This window comes from Streptomyces sp. NPDC088197, from assembly GCF_044741185.1.
GTDB lineage: Bacteria > Actinomycetota > Actinomycetes > Streptomycetales > Streptomycetaceae > Actinacidiphila.
This window is the reverse complement of the sequence record NZ_JBIUSD010000006.1, coordinates 158,649-172,491: the sequence shown is the minus strand read 5'-3', so window position 1 is coordinate 172,491 and position 13,843 is coordinate 158,649. Positions and strand designations below refer to the sequence as shown.

Here is a 13,843-nt window from a genome sequence, read left to right as displayed (position 1 = left end):
GACCCGACCAGCGGAGCCGGACGCTCGCGCCCGGCCCGGCCGCCTGTCATCTCGACACGACTTCGCACGCGATTTCGCTCATGACATCGCTCGTGACGTCGCTCGCCGCGACACGCACGACACCGTCACCCGTCGCGTACGAGACACGCACGACAGCCGTCTCCGTGGGGCCTGCACCCCCACGGCGGCGGCTTTCGCGCGCTAGAGTCACCGGAACGCAGCCGACCGATCACGCCGGCAGGGAGCAGTTCCGTGCTGATCAACCATGACACCAGGTGCGCGCTCGACAGCGTCGTCGACCTCGTCAACACCGCGCCGCAGATCGAGGGCCGGGAATCGCTCGCGGACGTCGCGGACCTCCGCGGCTTCGTGGAGCGCAACCAGGTCAGCGAGGTCGGACGGCTCGACGAGCGCGACCTCACCGCCGTCCACGCCGTACGCGCCCGCTTCACCGCCGTCTTCGGCGCCGCCGACAACGCGACGGCCGCCACCATGCTCAACGCGATGGTCGCCGAGGCGGGCACCACGCCGCGGCTGACCGACCACGACGGCTACGACTGGCACGTGCACTACTTCGCGCCGGGCGCCTCGCTGGCCGACCACCTCGCCGCGGACTGCGGCATGGCGCTGGCCTTCCTCATCGTCGCCGGGGAACGCGACCGGCTGCGGCGGTGCGACGCGCCCGACTGCCGCCGGGCCTTCGTCGACCTGTCCCGCAACCGCTCACGCCGCTACTGCGACAGCCGCACCTGCGGCAACCGGCTCCATGTGGCGGCCTACCGGGCCCGCCAGCGCGAGGCGAGCGCCTGAGCGCGGGCGGCACGAACAGCCGACCGCGGACGCCGCCGCGGGCGTCCGCCCCCTGGCCCGCGGCGTCAGAGCAGCAGCAGGTCGTAGATCGCGCCTGCCCCGAGCAGCCCTCCGATCACGCACAGGAACAGCATCAGCGGGGGCTGCGAAAGGGCGTACAGGCACCCCTGCGGCTCTCCCTCCCCCGCCCTCGCGGCGGGTTCACGACCCTCGGCGCGCGGGCCTGGAACGACGTTCTCGACAGTGGATTCGGCACGGTCCGGCCGCGGAGGGGAGAGACGATCCCCGGAGGTGGGCAGCACAGGCCGATGATCGCGCAGAGAACGATCACTCGTCTCCCAACACGCCAACTCCCAGGGGTGTTTCGGACCCCCACACCCGTTCGAAGAGGTCCGTGCGGCGCACGCCTTCCGGTCAGATACCGCGCCGCTTGAGGATCTCCTCGACGTCGGCGAAGTCGGACAGACCGCTGTCCGCCGAGGCGCGCCGTTTCGTGCTCGGGCGGGAGGAGGCGGGCAGCGCGGGGCTGGAGGCGCCGGGCACGGCCGCCGGGGGCTGCTGCCCCTCCTCGGGTCCGACGCGCGCGGCGATCAGCCGGGTGACGCCGTACAGCAGCACGGAGACGCCGATGACGCCGAAGCCGAGCCAGACGGTGGGCTTGAAGATCAGGTCGGCCGCCCAGTCGCCGGTGGCGGTGCCGATCTTGCGGCCGAGGGTCACGAGCCCCGCCATGGCCAGGCCGACCGGCAGCAGGGACACGGCGGCGATGCGGGTGGCCCGCAGATAGCGTCGGCGGTAGGCGGTCTGCACGGCGATGGCCAGGCCCGCGGCGGACAGGACGGCGCATAGGGCGGTGGTCAGCATCCCGAGGCTCCTGCGGCAGTTGCGGATGGCCCCGTGAGGTCCGGCCAAGGGCCCGCACGAGGTCGCGTCCTCCCATCCTGCCTCGACACGGGCGCGCGAGGCCACGGCGGGGGCCGGGTTCAGGGGGATCTCGGGGGTGCCTCCTCCCCGAGTGGGAGACTTGGACCATGGATCAACCCTCCCCCGCCGTGTCGCGTCCCCCCGTACTCGAGGTCTGGTGCGAGCTCCAGTGCCCGGACTGCCGCACCGCCCTGGACGACGTCCGCGCGCTGCGCGAGCGGTACGGCGACACGCTCGACATCCAGCTCAGGCACTTCCCGCTGCCCAAGCACGCGCACGCCCTGGCCGCCGCGCAGGCGTACGAGGAGGCGTACGAGCAGGGCAGCGGCTGGCCGTACGCGGAGGCCGTGCTGGCCAGGGTGGAGGAACTGGACAGCCGCGGTGAGGCGGTGCTGGTCGAGGTGGCGCGCGATCTCGGCCTGGACGCCGACGAGGTGGACACCGCGCTGATCGACGGCCGCCACCTGCTGGTCGTCGACTCCGACGAGGCGGAGGGCAAGGCCATCGGCGTCACCGGCACGCCCACGTATGTGATCGGCGGCGAGCGTCTGGACGGCGGCAAGAGCCAGGACGGGCTGCGCGAGCGGATCACCGCCATCGCCGACCGCCTGCTGGCCGAGGCGGGCTCGGCCGTCCCCGGCCCCGGCCCGGCCACCGGCGACGACGCGCAGGTCTGCCGGATCCCCGGCCGCGACTAGACCGGCGCCGGGCCCATCGGGGTCGGGATCAGACGCGGGCAGCGGGCACGGGTCCGGGCTCAGACGCGGGCACGGTCCGGGCTCGGGGTCGGGCTACAGCAGCGGCTTCGACAGGTGCCGCACCGTCGTGCCGTAGCCCAGCGACTCGTACAGCCGCAGCGCCGGTGCGTTGCCCGCGAAGACGTCGAGGGCGACGGCGGGGGCCCCGGCCTCGCGGCAGGCGTTCTCGGCGGCGAGCATGAGCGTACGGCCGTGTCCGCGGCCCCGGTGCGCGGTGTCGACCTCGACGGCCAGCACCCACGCGGGCGCGGCGCGGTCGGCCTCGTCGTACAGCCGCAGCGCCACGCGGCCGACGGTCACACCGTCGTGCGCGAGGGCGTACAGCGCGGCGCCCGGAGTGTCCCGGCCGCGCGGCAGCACGTGGTCGAAGGCGGCGGCCTCGCGGGCCGCCGCCTGCTCGCGCGGCATGCCGCGGTCGACCAGCGAGGCGATGAACTCCTCCGCGCTGTGCGCCCGCCACGGCCCGTACTCGGCGGCGGTCAGCGGGCGCGTGCGGCTGCCGGGCGGCAGCGGGTGCGGCCGGGCGGGCTCGCGCAGTGACTTGAGCATGCCGCGGGCGCGTTCGACGTAGCCGAGCGCGGTGGCCAGCCGCAGCCCGTACTCGGCCGCGGCCGGGACAGAGACCTCCGCCCGCGCGCAGCCCCACAGCCGCAGCACCTCCTCGGCGGCCAGCGCGGCCACGGTGCCGCGCCCGCGCCGCCGGTCCGGCTCGTCGACGGCCAGCGCCGCGATCCGCCCGGTGCCGGGGCCGAGCCCCGGTTCCGCGCTCAGCTCGACACCGCCAACCGGGCGGCCGTTGACGCAGACGGTGAAGGCGCGGGCGCGACCGCCGTCGGGCGCGCGCCGCTCCGGGCCCGCGGGTCTGAGGGTCGTCGTCATGGTCGCGCTCCCGGGATGTCGCCGTACCGATCGCATGGGGTGCCGGGTGACGTTCTACCGCGCCCGGCCGCCGCCGTGCCGGGACTTGGGGGACCTACGGGTTCGGATCGGCCGCCGCGCGCTCGGCGAAGATCCGCATGGCCTTGGCCGTGACGGGCCCCGGAGCGGCGGACAGCCGACGGTCGTCCGTCCGGTGCACGCCCTGCACATCGCGCAGCGACGAGGTCAGGAAGATCTCCTCCGCCCGGTCGAGGACGTCGAGCGGCAGATCGGTCTCCTGCGCGCCGGTCCAGTCGATCACCAGCTCGCGGGTGATCCCGGCCAGGCAGCCGGACGCCAGCGGCGGGGTCAGCAGCCGGCCGTCGAGGACGACGAAGACATTGGACCCGGTGCCCTCGCAGAGCCTGCCCCGGGTGTTGGCGAACAGCGCCTCGCTGGCGCCGTGTTCGTGCGCCCGCGCGAGAGCGACGACGTTCTCCCCGTAGGAGGTGGTCTTGAGCCCGGACAGCGCGCCCTTCTCGTTGCGCGCCCACGGGACGGTGACGACGGCGGTGGTGTCGGGGCGTACGGACGCCTCGCCGAGCGCCACGACCAGGGTGGTGCCCGCGTCGCCGCGGTCGGAGCCGAGCGGTGACGGGCCGCCGGTGTACGTGATCCGCAGCCGTCCGAGCGGCATCGGGTTCGCGGCGAGCACGGCGTCGCAGGCGCGGCGCACCTCGTCCTGGTCGGGCTCCGGCAGGCCGAGGCCGCGGGCGGACCTGGCGAGCCGCTCCAGGTGGCGGGTGACCGCGAAGGGCCGGCCCTCCACGGCCTTGAGCGTCTCGAACACGCCGTCGCCGACCGTCAGTCCGTGGTCGAACACCGACACGGTGGCGTCCGCGGTGTCCCGCAGTCCGCCGTCCACCCAGATCTTCACCGAAGCATCCCTCCGCTTGTCTCCTGGACTCCCGACGCTACCGCCAGCAGCCTGGCCGCCTTCAATTCGGTCTCGGCCCACTCGCCTTCCGGATCCGAACCCCAGGTGATCCCGGCGCCGGTGCCGAAGCGCAGCAGGGGGGCGCCGGGGCCCGTCCTGTCGATCCAGAACGTCCGGATGCCGACGGCCAGTTCACCGGTCCGCCGGTCGGCGTCGACCCAGCCGATCCCGCCGCAGTACGGGCCGCGCGGGGCGGTCTCCAGCTCACCGAGCACCCGCAGCGCGCTCGACTTGGGCGCGCCGGTGACCGAGCCGGGCGGGAAGGCGGCGGCGAACAGCTCCGGCCATCCGGCGTCGGGGCGCAGCTCGCCGCGGACGGTGGAGACCAGGTGCACCAGGCCGGGGTGCGGCTCGATCGCGCACAGCGCGGGCACGGTCACCGAGCCGGTGGCGCAGACCTGGCCGAGGTCGTTGCGCACCAGGTCGACGATCATGACGTTCTCCGCGTGGTCCTTGGGCAGCAGCTCGTCCGCGGTCCGCGCGGTGCCCTTGATCGGCCCCGACTCGACCGTCGCGCCGTCGCGCCGCAGGAACAACTCGGGCGAGGCGGTGGCGATCTCGACGCCGTGCGCGGGCAGCCGAATCGTTCCGGCATACGGGGCCGGGTTGCCGCGGGCCAGGACCGCGGACAGCGCGTCGATGTCCGGGCCGCCGTACCCGCCCCGGCTCTCCGCCTCGGGCAGCGGCGCGGTCAGGACCCGGCAGAGGTTGACCTGGTAGACCTCGCCGGCCGCGATGCGCTCGCGGATCGCGCGCACCCCGGCCACATAGGCCGGGCGGTCCAGCGAGGAGGTCCACGCGGCGGGGTCGGGGCCGCGCCAGGGGCGGGTCCGGGGTGTGGAGGGGGCGGGGTCGCGGCGTACGTCGCCGAAGCGGGCGCAGACCGTACGGCCCTCGAAGTCGGCGGCGACCGCCCAGAAGCCCGTGGAGTCGAGCGCGCTCAGGTCCGCGGTGACATCCCGCAGGTCGGAGGCGACGAGGCCGCCGAAGCGGGCCATGGGGGCGAGGTCACGCACGGGGCTTCCCTGGTGGACGGCGAGTGGACGACGAGAGGGCCGAACCGGTGCTCGGCGGCAGGTGGAGCCGAGTCTAGGCGGGGCGCCGTCGCGGTGCTCCGCCGGTCATGCGCCCGTCATTGGCCCGGCACGCTGCGGAAACCAGTTTTTGAGCTTGACCGGGAATCCGCTAGAGTTCACCACGTCGCCGGGACACGAGAGTGCCCCGGAGCTACGGCGCCTGCGGACGTGGCTCAGTTGGTAGAGCATCACCTTGCCAAGGTGAGGGTCGCGAGTTCGAATCTCGTCGTCCGCTCGACGTGGGGGATCTTCCCGAACCCCCGCTGTGTTGGTGGAGTGGCCGAGAGGCGAGGCAACGGCCTGCAAAGCCGTCTACACGGGTTCAAATCCCGTCTCCACCTCCAAGGACGATTAGCTCAGCGGGAGAGCACTTCCCTGACACGGAAGAGGTCACTGGTTCAATCCCAGTATCGTCCACTGGACCCCACAGGGTCCTGGAGAAAGATCCCGCGCGATTAGCTCAGCGGGAGAGCGCTTCCCTGACACGGAAGAGGTCACTGGTTCAATCCCAGTATCGCGCACGCGTCATCAGCACCATCCGCGTCACCCGCACGACCGAGGACGATTAGCTCAGCGGGAGAGCACTTCCCTGACACGGAAGGGGTCACTGGTTCAATCCCAGTATCGTCCACGCGCAGGACACCGAGGGCCGGAAGCGATCGAGCTTCCGGCCCTCGGTCGTGCGGGTCCACTCGGCCGTTGCGGGTCCCCTCGGCTGTGCGGGTCCCCTCGGTCGCGGGAGGACCGCCTCCGTCGTCGGGATCGGGGTCAACTGGCCCCGGAAAAGCGCAATGCCCGGGTATCTCGCGATACCCGGGCAAACGCAGTCGTCCGCCGTACCCCCGTCCCCACGGGGTTCACCGGTATGTCCCCGGCCCGGACCGCTCTTCCGGGCCTGGGGCGTTGTGTCAGCGCCCCATCAGGCCGGCTACGGACGACGCTTGTGTGACCACCGCGTCCACTCCACCGAAGAAGTAGGCGAGCAGCGCTGCCAGCGGCAGCACCATGGCCGCCGCCACCAGCGGATGCCGGGTGCCGGTCGGACGGGCGCCGACGATCAGCGCCCTGCCGCCGCGCACGGCACGCGCGGTGCGTTCCACCGTGTTCGCCATGGCCCTCTCCAGAGGTGTGGTGTGGTCAGATCTTCTGTTGTCAGATTTGGGGCGGCGGACGTTTGACCTCGGGGGACGAGTGCTTCGCCCGCCGCTTGACCTCAACATTAGGGGCGCGACGGCGGCCGGTCGTCATGCCCTCGTACCCCTTTACCGGCCTCCCGGAGGATGACGGCGAGCGGCCCGGATACTCCCCTGGGTGGAGGAGGCGACCTAGGTCACCAGGGGTATCCCGGAGGGGACACCCGGCCGGAGGGGCGGCTTTCCTGAAGAGGGGTCCGGGACGGAGTCGGTAGCGGGGCGGGTGACAGGGCGGTGGCGGGGTCGGACGACGGTGCGGTGACGGGGCGGCGCTCAGCCCGCCTGCTCGACCTCGCGCGGTACCGGCTGCTCCACCAGGGCGAGAACCCTGGTGGACATGAAGCGGGCGGTGCGCACCACCGTCCCATTGCGGGTGACTTCACTCACTTCCACGACACCTCGGCGCACCGCCGTCTCCACTCTGCGGCCCGCCCGGGTGGCGATGACCTCATAGGTGCGGGTGGTGTCCCCCGCGTCGACGACTATCTCCACACGATCACCTTTCACGGCGTCATTCCCCCTTGGCAGACGGTCCGTTGGCGAAGCGGGCGCGGTGCTGACCACCCGTCGGTCGGGCGCGCTCCCACCTCTCAAGGATCCCACCGGGCACTGACAATTAGCGCCCGCGCGCCTGCGGGGCATCAGCGCGCGGGGGGACTTGAGTCCGTAAGCTGTGGGCGGCCGGCCCAGCGGCCGGTCAGTTCAGTGGAGTGGGGCCTCCCCCACCGGAGGCAGGGGACGGACGGACATGGCGATGATGCGGCTCCGGCGCGAGGATCCGCGGGTCGTCGGCGCGTTCCGGTTGCACCGGCGGCTCGGGGCGGGCGGCATGGGCGTGGTCTACCTCGGCGCGGACAAGCGCGGGCAGCGCGTCGCGCTGAAGGTCATCAGGCCCGAGCTGGCGGAGGATCAGGAGTTCCGCTCGCGGTTCGCCCGTGAGGTGTCCGCCGCCCGGCGGATCCGCGGCGGCTGCACGGCCCGGCTGGTGGCGGCCGACCTCGAGGCCGAACGCCCGTGGTTCGCCACGCAGTACGTGCCGGGGCCGTCCCTGCACGACAAGGTCGCCGAGGGCGGCACCCTGCCCGCCGCCGAGGTCGCCACGATCGGCGCGGCCCTCGCCGAGGGGCTGGTCGCCGTGCACGAGGCCGGGGTCGTGCACCGCGACCTCAAGCCGTCGAACATCCTGCTGTCCCCCAAGGGCCCGCGGATCATCGACTTCGGCATCGCCTGGGCGACCGGGGCCAGCACGTTGACGCACGTCGGTACGGCGGTCGGCTCGCCCGGCTTCCTCGCGCCCGAGCAGGTGCGCGGCGCCGCGGTCACCCCGGCCACCGACGTCTTCGCCTTCGGCGCCACCCTGGCGTACGCGGCGACCGCCGACTCGCCCTTCGGGCAGGGCAGTTCCGAGGTCATGCTGTACCGCGTGGTGCACGAGGAGCCGGATCTGACCGGCGTGCCCGACGCGCTCGCGCCGCTGGTCTACGCGTGCCTGGCCAAGGACCCCGAGGAGCGGCCGAGCACCGTGCAGCTCTCGGAACGGCTCGCCGAGATCGCCGCCCGCGAGGCCCGCGGGATCGGCGCGCCGCGCCGCGAGGGGCTGCCGAAGGCGGCCGGGCCGCGCCCGGAGCGGCCGACCGGCCGCAGGGCCGAGGAGTACGCGCAGCAGCACACCGAACGGCGGCCGGCCGGCGGGCCGACCAACGGGCGTACGGGTCCCGGTACCGCGCCCGGCCGCGGCAGCCGTACGGGCGGTGGCCAGGGGCCGCACGGTACCGGGGCCGGTGCCGGGGGGCAGGGCGGCGCCGGCACGTCCGGGGGGCGCTCCGGGTCGCGTACGCCGCCGCCTCGGCCGCCCGGCCCCCGGTCCTCCGGGACCCGCACCCCCGCCGCCCGGACGCCGACCGGGCGGCGTCCCGGTGCCAGCCCGAAGCGGCGCCTGTTGCGCCAGCGCGTCTTCGTCTTCGTCATCGTCACCCTTCTCGCGGCCGTCATCATCGCCGCCGCCCAGGGGTGCCACCGGCTCTCCCGTGGACTGGGCGTCCCGCCCACGGTCACCGTCTCGGCTTCCGCCGGGGATTCAGGCCCCTAGGGCTGCCGCCCGGGCGGCCCGATGTCGGCTTCCGTCACGGCCGATCGCGCCGTTCCCCCGGGTGGGGTGCCACTTTCGACCGTGCGGACAGTCCCGGCCAGCCGTGGCTCGTCGCGCAGTTCCCCGCGCCCCCAGGTGGGTGCCACATTCCGCCGCGCGAACAGCACCGGCCCGCTGCGCTTGCCCGCGCAGTTCCCCGCGCCCCTACGGGGCCCCAGTGCGGACGCCGGGTGGGGCGGGCTTTTGAGGGGCGCGGGGAACTGCGCGACCGGCCCCCACCGGGGCGCGGGCGGCCACGGCGGGGCGGGGCTGGCTCCGCGACGGGATGTGGCACTCGCGCGGGCGTCCGTACTCGTGAAGCCTCCCCCGCAGGGGGGCTGGCGTGGGTGGGCGGACTTCGGCTAGGTTTCCAAGCGCTTGCTTAGTAGGCTCGGGCGATCGGAAGGACGCGGCGCATGACGACCACCACCGCGAAGGACGGCCTCGGCGAGGAGGAGCTGCGCCGACGGGCCAGGGCGCTGCTGGCGGCGTGGGAGCCGGGGCGGACGGAGCCGCTGGAGTTTCTGCGGGCGCGGTTCGACGCGGGGCTGGCGTGGGTGCACTTCCCCGAGGGCCTCGGGGGCCTGGGCGCGCCGAGGGCGGCGCAGGCGGCGGTGGACGCGGAGCTGACGGCGGCCGGGGCGCCGGACAACGATCCCCGGCGGATCGGCATCGGGCTCGGCATGGCGGCGCCGACCATCCTGCGGTACGGCACCGAGGAGCAGAAGTCCCGCTTTCTGCGACCGCTGTGGACCGGCGAGGAGGTGTGGTGCCAGCTCTTCAGCGAACCGGGCGCGGGCTCGGACCTGGCCGGGCTGCGCACGCGGGCGGTCCGCGACGGCGACGAGTGGGTCGTGGACGGCCAGAAGGTCTGGACGTCGAGTGCCCACACCGCGCGCTGGGCGATCCTCATCGCCCGTACCGACCCGGATGTGCCCAAGCACCGAGGGATCACGTACTTCGTGTGCGACATGACCGACCCCGGCGTCGAGGTGCGTCCGCTGCGGCAGATCACCGGTGAGGCCGAGTTCAACGAGGTGTTCCTCAGCGGGGTGCGGATTCCCGACGCGCACCGGCTCGGCGAGGTCGGCGACGGCTGGCGGGTCGCGCAGACCACGCTCATGAACGAGCGGGTGGCGATCGGCGGACAGAGCCTGCCGCGTGAGGGCGGCATGATGGGCCCCGTCGCCGCGACCTGGCGCGAGCGGCCCGAGCTGCGGACGCCGGAGCTGCACGACCGGCTGATGCGGCTGTGGGTGGACGCGGAGGTCGCGCGGCTCACCGCCGAGCGGGTCCGCCAGCAGCTCGTGTCCGGCGCGCCGGGCCCCGAGGGCTCCGGGCTCAAGCTGGCCTTCGCCCGGCTCAACCAGCAGATCAGCGGCCTTGAGGTGGAACTCCTCGGCGAGGACGGTCTGCGCTACGGCGACTGGACGATGGTCAGGCCGCGCAGTGTCGACTTCTACGGCCGCGACGCGGGCTACCGCTATCTGCGGGCCAAGGGGAACTCGATCGAGGGCGGCACCTCCGAGATCCTGCGCAACATCGTCGCCGAGCGGGTCCTCGGCCTGCCCTCCGAGCCCCGCACCGACAAGGACGCCGCCTGGAAGGACCTCCCCCGATGACCGCCGCCTCCGCCCCCTCCCCCGGCCCCGCCGACCTCCTCTACTCCGAGGTCGAGGACGACCTGCGGGCCGCCGTGCGCGACGTCCTCGCCGACCGCTGCCCGCCGACGGCCGTGCTGGCCGCGATCGAGACCGACACACCGTACGACCCGGCGCTGTGGCGGGTGCTCGCCGCCGAACTCGGCCTCGCTGGGCTGCTGGTGCCGGAGAAGCTCGGCGGCCAGGGCGCCACCGCGCGGGAGGCCGCCGTCGCCCTCGAAGTCCTGGGCGGCGGCGCCGCGCCCACGCCCTTCCTCGGCAGCGCCGTCCTCGCCACCACCGCGCTGCTCGGCTGCGACACCGAGGACGCGGGGACGGCGGCGCTGCTCGGCCGCCTCGCCGCAGGCACGGCCACGGCGGCGCTGGCCGTCCCGCTGTCCGCCGCTCCCGGCGGCGCCTTCCCCACAGCGGTACGCGCCGACGCGGGCGGTCTGCTGACCGGCCGTGTCACCAGCGTCGTGGAAGCCCTCGTCGCGGACGTGCTCGTCGTCCCCGCCGTCGGCCCGGAAGGCCCGGGGCTCTACGAGGTCGCGGCGGCCGACGTCCGTACCGTACGGCCGGTCTCCCTCGACCTCACCCGGCCGCTCGCCGATCTGGAGCTCTCCGGCGCCGCCGGGCGTCTCCTGCCCGCCGCAGACCCGGCCGCCGCGCTGGACCGCGCCCTGCTCACCGGCGCCGGGCTGCTCGCCTCGGAACAGCTCGGCATCGCCCAGTGGTGCCTGGACGAGACCGTCCGCTACCTCGGTGAGCGCCACCAGTTCGGGCGCGTGGTGGGGTCCTTCCAGTCGCTCAAGCACCGGCTCGCCGACCTCTGGCTCGAGGTCGTCTCGGCCCGCGCCGCCGCCCGCTCAGCCGCCGACGCCCTGGCCACCGGCGCGCCCGACACCGCCGTCGCCGTGTCCGTCGCGCAGTCGTACGTCGCCGCCACGGCCGTCCACGCCGCGGAAGAGGCCCTTCAACTGCACGGCGGCATCGGCATGACGTGGGAGCATCCGCTCCACCTCTACCTCAAGCGCGCCAAGGCGGACGAGATCGCCCTCGGCACGCCGGGGTACCACCGCGCGGCGCTGGCCTCTTTGGTGGGGCTCCCGCCCCGCCCGTGAGGACGCGGGCCCGTGGGCGCGCTGGGGGTGCCCCCAGCGCGCCTGACGACCTGGCCCCGGCTGCCGCCCCGCGCGGCTACCGCCTCGTGGCGTAGAAGGCGACGGCCGACGCGGCGGCGACGTTGAGGGAGTCGACGCCGGGGGCCATCGGGATGCTGACCCACTCGTCGGCGGCGCGCAGGGCGTCCACGGAGAGGCCGTCGCCCTCGGTGCCGAGCATGAGGGCGAGTTTGGGGTAGCGGCGGGCGGCCAACTCGTTGATGGTGATCGACTTGTCGGCGAGGCAGAGCGCCGCGGTGACGAAGCCCTGCTGGCGGAAGCGTTCGATGTCCTTGGGCCAGGAACTCAGGCGGGTCCAGGGGACTTGGAGGACTGCGCCCATGGAGACCTTGACGGCGCGCCGGTAGAGGGGGTCGGCGCAGCGCGGGGAGAGGAAGACGGCGTCCACGCCGAGGGCGGCGGCGCTGCGGAAGGCGGCGCCGAGGTTGGCGTGGTCGACGATGTCCTCGAAGATCGCGACGCGGCGTCCGGCGCCCTGGGCGGGGGCGGCGGCGAGCAGGTCCTCGGCCGTCGGCAGCGGCTTGCGCTGCATGGAGGCGAGGGCGCCCCGGTGCACGTGGTAGCCGGTGACCTGCTCCGCGAGGTCGGGGCTGACGGCGTAGACGGGAGCGGGCACCTCGTCGATGACATCGCGCATGACGTCCACCCACTTGGCGGACAGCAGCATCGAGCGCATGCGGTAACCGGCGTGCCGGGCCCGCCTGATGACCTTCTCGCCCTCGGCGATGAAGAGACCTTCGGCGGGTTCGCGGCGGCGGCGCAGGTCCACGTCGGTCAGCGACGTGTAGTCGTGCAGGCGCGGGTCGTCGGGGTCGTCGATCGTGATGAGCTCAGCCACAGCCTGATACTGCCCTGTCCTCCGGCACCTGCCAACGGCGCATCCACAAGCCGTTCACCGGCCGGTACGGCCCTGTGCGACGCCGCCGCCCACGGTGACCACGTCGCCGATCACGATCACGGCGGGGGGACGTACGCCTTCCGCTTCCACGACGTCCGCGACGGTCGCCAGCGTGGCGTCCACCCGGCGCTGCGCGGCCGTCGTGCCCTCCTGCACCACGGCCACGGGTGTGTCGGCGGACCGGCCGCCCGCCACCAGCGTCGCCGCGATCGGGCCGATCCGCTCGACCGCCATCAGCAGCACGAGGGTGCCGCGCAGCCGGGCCAGCGCCGTCCAGTCGACCAGCGAGCGCGCGTCGTCGGGCGCGACATGGCCGCTGACCACCGTGAACTCGTGGGCCACACCCCGGTGCGTGACCGGGATACCGGCCGCGCCCGGCACGCTGATGGAGCTGGAGATGCCGGGTACGACGGTGACCGGGACACCGGCGGCGGCCAGCGCCTCGGCCTCCTCCATACCGCGCCCGAAGACGTACGGGTCGCCGCCCTTGAGCCGGACCACGGCCTTGCCCGCCCTGGCGTGCTCGATCAGCGCGCTGTTGATGGCCTCCTGGGCCATCGCCCGGCCGTACGGGATCTTCGCCGCGTCGATCACCTCGACGTGCGGCGGCAGTTCGTCCAGCAGGTCGCGCGGGCCGAGCCGGTCGGCGATCACCACGTCCGCCTCCGCCAGGAGGCGGCGTCCGCGCACCGTGATCAGGTCCGGGTCGCCGGGGCCGCCGCCGACCAGCGCCACGCCCGCCGTCCGCGTCCGGTGGTGCGGCGCCACCAGCGTGCCGTCCCGCAGCCCCTCGACGACCGCGTCCCGTACCGCCGCCGACCGCCGGGGGTCCCTGCCGGTCAGCACCGCCACCGTCACGCCCTCCGAACGGCCCGTCGCGGGCGTCCACGCCGTGGCCGCCTCCGCGTCGTCGCTGCGCACGCACCACACCCGGCGGGCCTCCGCCTCCGCGGACGCCGCCGCGTTCGCCGCCGCGTCTGTGCTCGCCACCAGGGCGTACCAGGCGCCCTCCAGGTCCCCGTCCTCGTACGGCCGCCGCTCCCAGCGCAGCTCGCCCGCGTCGGCCATCGCCTCCACCGACGGCGTCGCCGTCGGCGACACCACCACGATGTCCGCCCCCGCCGACACCAGCGCCGGAAGCCGCCGCTGCGCCACCTGGCCACCGCCGACCACCACGACGCGCCGTCCGGCGAGGCGCAGCCCTACGGGGTACGCCGGGGCGTCCTTGCGATCCATGCGGTCCGGCTCCTTCTCAACGGTTTCCACTGCGTGCGGCGATCCTACGTTTCGGCCCCGGCCCCGGTCGGCCCCACCGTGCCCGGCCGCGCGCTTCCCCCCGCCCCTCCGGGACGCGTCCTCTTCCGCAGAAGGGTGAGC

General features: G+C 74.3%; 14 protein-coding genes and 5 tRNA genes. 10 read left to right on the top strand and 9 right to left on the bottom strand.

Annotation, left to right across the window (positions count from 1 at the left end; genetic code table 11):
• Positions 1–252 precede the first annotated feature (252 nt).
• Positions 253–810 carry a CGNR zinc finger domain-containing protein gene (locus ACIOC1_RS17105; protein ID WP_355332576.1) on the top strand — a complete coding sequence of 186 codons (558 nt, stop codon included), beginning with the start codon at positions 253–255 and terminating at the stop codon, positions 808–810.
• Positions 811–875: 65 nt separating this feature from the next.
• Here the strand turns inward: ACIOC1_RS17105 and ACIOC1_RS17100 are convergent, their stop codons facing one another.
• Together ACIOC1_RS17100 and ACIOC1_RS17095 are read right to left on the bottom strand one after the other, a co-directional pair.
• Positions 876–1,112: a hypothetical protein gene (locus ACIOC1_RS17100; protein ID WP_355332579.1), complete on the bottom strand. Its 237-nt coding sequence runs from the start codon at positions 1,110–1,112 to the stop codon at positions 876–878.
• A 112-nt stretch (positions 1,113–1,224) separates the two neighbouring features.
• Positions 1,225–1,674 (bottom strand): hypothetical protein, encoded by a 450-nt coding sequence (locus ACIOC1_RS17095; RefSeq protein WP_391046554.1) that lies wholly within the window; start codon positions 1,672–1,674, stop codon positions 1,225–1,227.
• A 167-nt stretch (positions 1,675–1,841) separates the two neighbouring features.
• Between ACIOC1_RS17095 and ACIOC1_RS17090 the strand changes: the two genes are divergently transcribed.
• On the top strand, positions 1,842–2,432 hold the full coding sequence (locus ACIOC1_RS17090; protein ID WP_401855055.1) for a DsbA family protein: 591 nt from the start codon (positions 1,842–1,844) through the stop codon (positions 2,430–2,432).
• A gap of 93 nt (positions 2,433–2,525) precedes the next feature.
• Here the strand turns inward: ACIOC1_RS17090 and ACIOC1_RS17085 are convergent, their stop codons facing one another.
• The 3 genes from ACIOC1_RS17085 to ACIOC1_RS17075 form a co-directional block, all read right to left on the bottom strand.
• Positions 2,526–3,371: a GNAT family N-acetyltransferase gene (locus ACIOC1_RS17085; RefSeq protein ID WP_401855053.1), complete on the bottom strand. Its 846-nt coding sequence runs from the start codon at positions 3,369–3,371 to the stop codon at positions 2,526–2,528.
• 94 nt (positions 3,372–3,465) lie between these two features.
• A complete protein-coding gene (locus ACIOC1_RS17080) occupies positions 3,466–4,287 on the bottom strand; it encodes an aminodeoxychorismate lyase (RefSeq protein WP_355332590.1) in 822 nt (273 codons plus the stop codon).
• Positions 4,284–5,363, bottom strand: coding sequence for a chorismate-binding protein (locus ACIOC1_RS17075; RefSeq protein WP_401855051.1), 1,080 nt, complete (start codon positions 5,361–5,363; stop codon positions 4,284–4,286). The genes ACIOC1_RS17080 and ACIOC1_RS17075 overlap by 4 nt, the downstream gene beginning before the upstream one ends.
• 222 nt (positions 5,364–5,585) lie before the next feature.
• Here ACIOC1_RS17075 and ACIOC1_RS17070 point away from each other — a divergent pair.
• The 5 genes from ACIOC1_RS17070 (at position 5,586) to ACIOC1_RS17050 (ending at position 6,054) form a co-directional block, all read left to right on the top strand.
• Positions 5,586–5,658, top strand: a tRNA-Gly gene (locus ACIOC1_RS17070).
• 35 nt (positions 5,659–5,693) lie between these two features.
• Positions 5,694–5,767, top strand: a tRNA-Cys gene (locus ACIOC1_RS17065).
• 1 nt (position 5,768) lies between these two features.
• Positions 5,769–5,840: transfer RNA gene (locus ACIOC1_RS17060), tRNA-Val, on the top strand.
• Positions 5,841–5,872: 32 nt separating this feature from the next.
• Positions 5,873–5,944, top strand: a tRNA-Val gene (locus ACIOC1_RS17055).
• 38 nt (positions 5,945–5,982) lie between these two features.
• Positions 5,983–6,054 (top strand) — tRNA-Val (locus ACIOC1_RS17050).
• Between the two features lie 277 nt (positions 6,055–6,331).
• Here ACIOC1_RS17050 and ACIOC1_RS17045 read toward each other — a convergent pair.
• Both ACIOC1_RS17045 and ACIOC1_RS17040 read right to left on the bottom strand, forming a co-directional pair.
• Complete coding sequence (locus tag ACIOC1_RS17045; protein ID WP_355332595.1) at positions 6,332–6,535, bottom strand: hypothetical protein; 204 nt, start codon at positions 6,533–6,535, stop codon at positions 6,332–6,334.
• Positions 6,536–6,889: 354 nt separating this feature from the next.
• Positions 6,890–7,123, bottom strand: a complete 234-nt coding sequence (locus tag ACIOC1_RS17040) for a hypothetical protein (RefSeq protein WP_188285447.1) — start codon at positions 7,121–7,123, stop codon at positions 6,890–6,892.
• Between the two features lie 241 nt (positions 7,124–7,364).
• Here ACIOC1_RS17040 and ACIOC1_RS17035 point away from each other — a divergent pair, with 241 nt between their 5' ends.
• The 3 genes from ACIOC1_RS17035 (at position 7,365) to ACIOC1_RS17025 (ending at position 11,508) form a co-directional block, all read left to right on the top strand.
• Positions 7,365–8,705 carry a serine/threonine-protein kinase gene (locus ACIOC1_RS17035; protein WP_355332597.1) on the top strand — a complete coding sequence of 447 codons (1,341 nt, stop codon included), beginning with the start codon at positions 7,365–7,367 and terminating at the stop codon, positions 8,703–8,705.
• 455 nt (positions 8,706–9,160) lie between these two features.
• On the top strand, positions 9,161–10,366 hold the full coding sequence (locus tag ACIOC1_RS17030; RefSeq protein ID WP_391160858.1) for an acyl-CoA dehydrogenase family protein: 1,206 nt from the start codon (positions 9,161–9,163) through the stop codon (positions 10,364–10,366).
• The gene (locus tag ACIOC1_RS17025) at positions 10,363–11,508 is read left to right on the top strand and encodes an acyl-CoA dehydrogenase family protein (protein ID WP_401855046.1); all 1,146 of its coding nucleotides are present in this window, start codon (positions 10,363–10,365) and stop codon (positions 11,506–11,508) included. Before ACIOC1_RS17030 ends, ACIOC1_RS17025 begins: the two co-directional genes overlap by 4 nt.
• 76 nt (positions 11,509–11,584) lie before the next feature.
• On the opposite strand, the gene ACIOC1_RS17020 is transcribed toward ACIOC1_RS17025, so the two are convergent.
• Both ACIOC1_RS17020 and cobA read right to left on the bottom strand, forming a co-directional pair.
• The gene (locus ACIOC1_RS17020; protein WP_401855044.1) at positions 11,585–12,406 is read right to left on the bottom strand and encodes a TrmH family RNA methyltransferase; all 822 of its coding nucleotides are present in this window, start codon (positions 12,404–12,406) and stop codon (positions 11,585–11,587) included.
• Positions 12,407–12,460: 54 nt separating this feature from the next.
• A complete protein-coding gene (cobA, locus tag ACIOC1_RS17015) occupies positions 12,461–13,702 on the bottom strand; it encodes a uroporphyrinogen-III C-methyltransferase (RefSeq protein WP_355332608.1) in 1,242 nt (413 codons plus the stop codon).
• Positions 13,703–13,843 lie beyond the last annotated feature (141 nt).

Bases quoted from the DNA above. Each gene is read 5' to 3' on its own strand.
- ACIOC1_RS17090 (WP_401855055.1), top strand. From the start codon at position 1,842: ATGGATCAACCCTCCCCCGCCGTGTCGCGTCCCCCCGTACTCGAGGTC.
- ACIOC1_RS17085 (WP_401855053.1), bottom strand. From the start codon at position 3,371: ATGACGACGACCCTCAGACCCGCGGGCCCGGAGCGGCGCGCGCCCGAC.
- ACIOC1_RS17030 (WP_391160858.1), top strand. From the start codon at position 9,161: ATGACGACCACCACCGCGAAGGACGGCCTCGGCGAGGAGGAGCTGCGC.
- ACIOC1_RS17035 (WP_355332597.1), top strand. From the start codon at position 7,365: ATGGCGATGATGCGGCTCCGGCGCGAGGATCCGCGGGTCGTCGGCGCG.
- ACIOC1_RS17045 (WP_355332595.1), bottom strand. From the start codon at position 6,535: ATGGCGAACACGGTGGAACGCACCGCGCGTGCCGTGCGCGGCGGCAGG.
- cobA (WP_355332608.1), bottom strand. From the start codon at position 13,702: ATGGATCGCAAGGACGCCCCGGCGTACCCCGTAGGGCTGCGCCTCGCC.
- ACIOC1_RS17025 (WP_401855046.1), top strand. From the start codon at position 10,363: ATGACCGCCGCCTCCGCCCCCTCCCCCGGCCCCGCCGACCTCCTCTAC.
- ACIOC1_RS17095 (WP_391046554.1), bottom strand. From the start codon at position 1,674: ATGCTGACCACCGCCCTATGCGCCGTCCTGTCCGCCGCGGGCCTGGCC.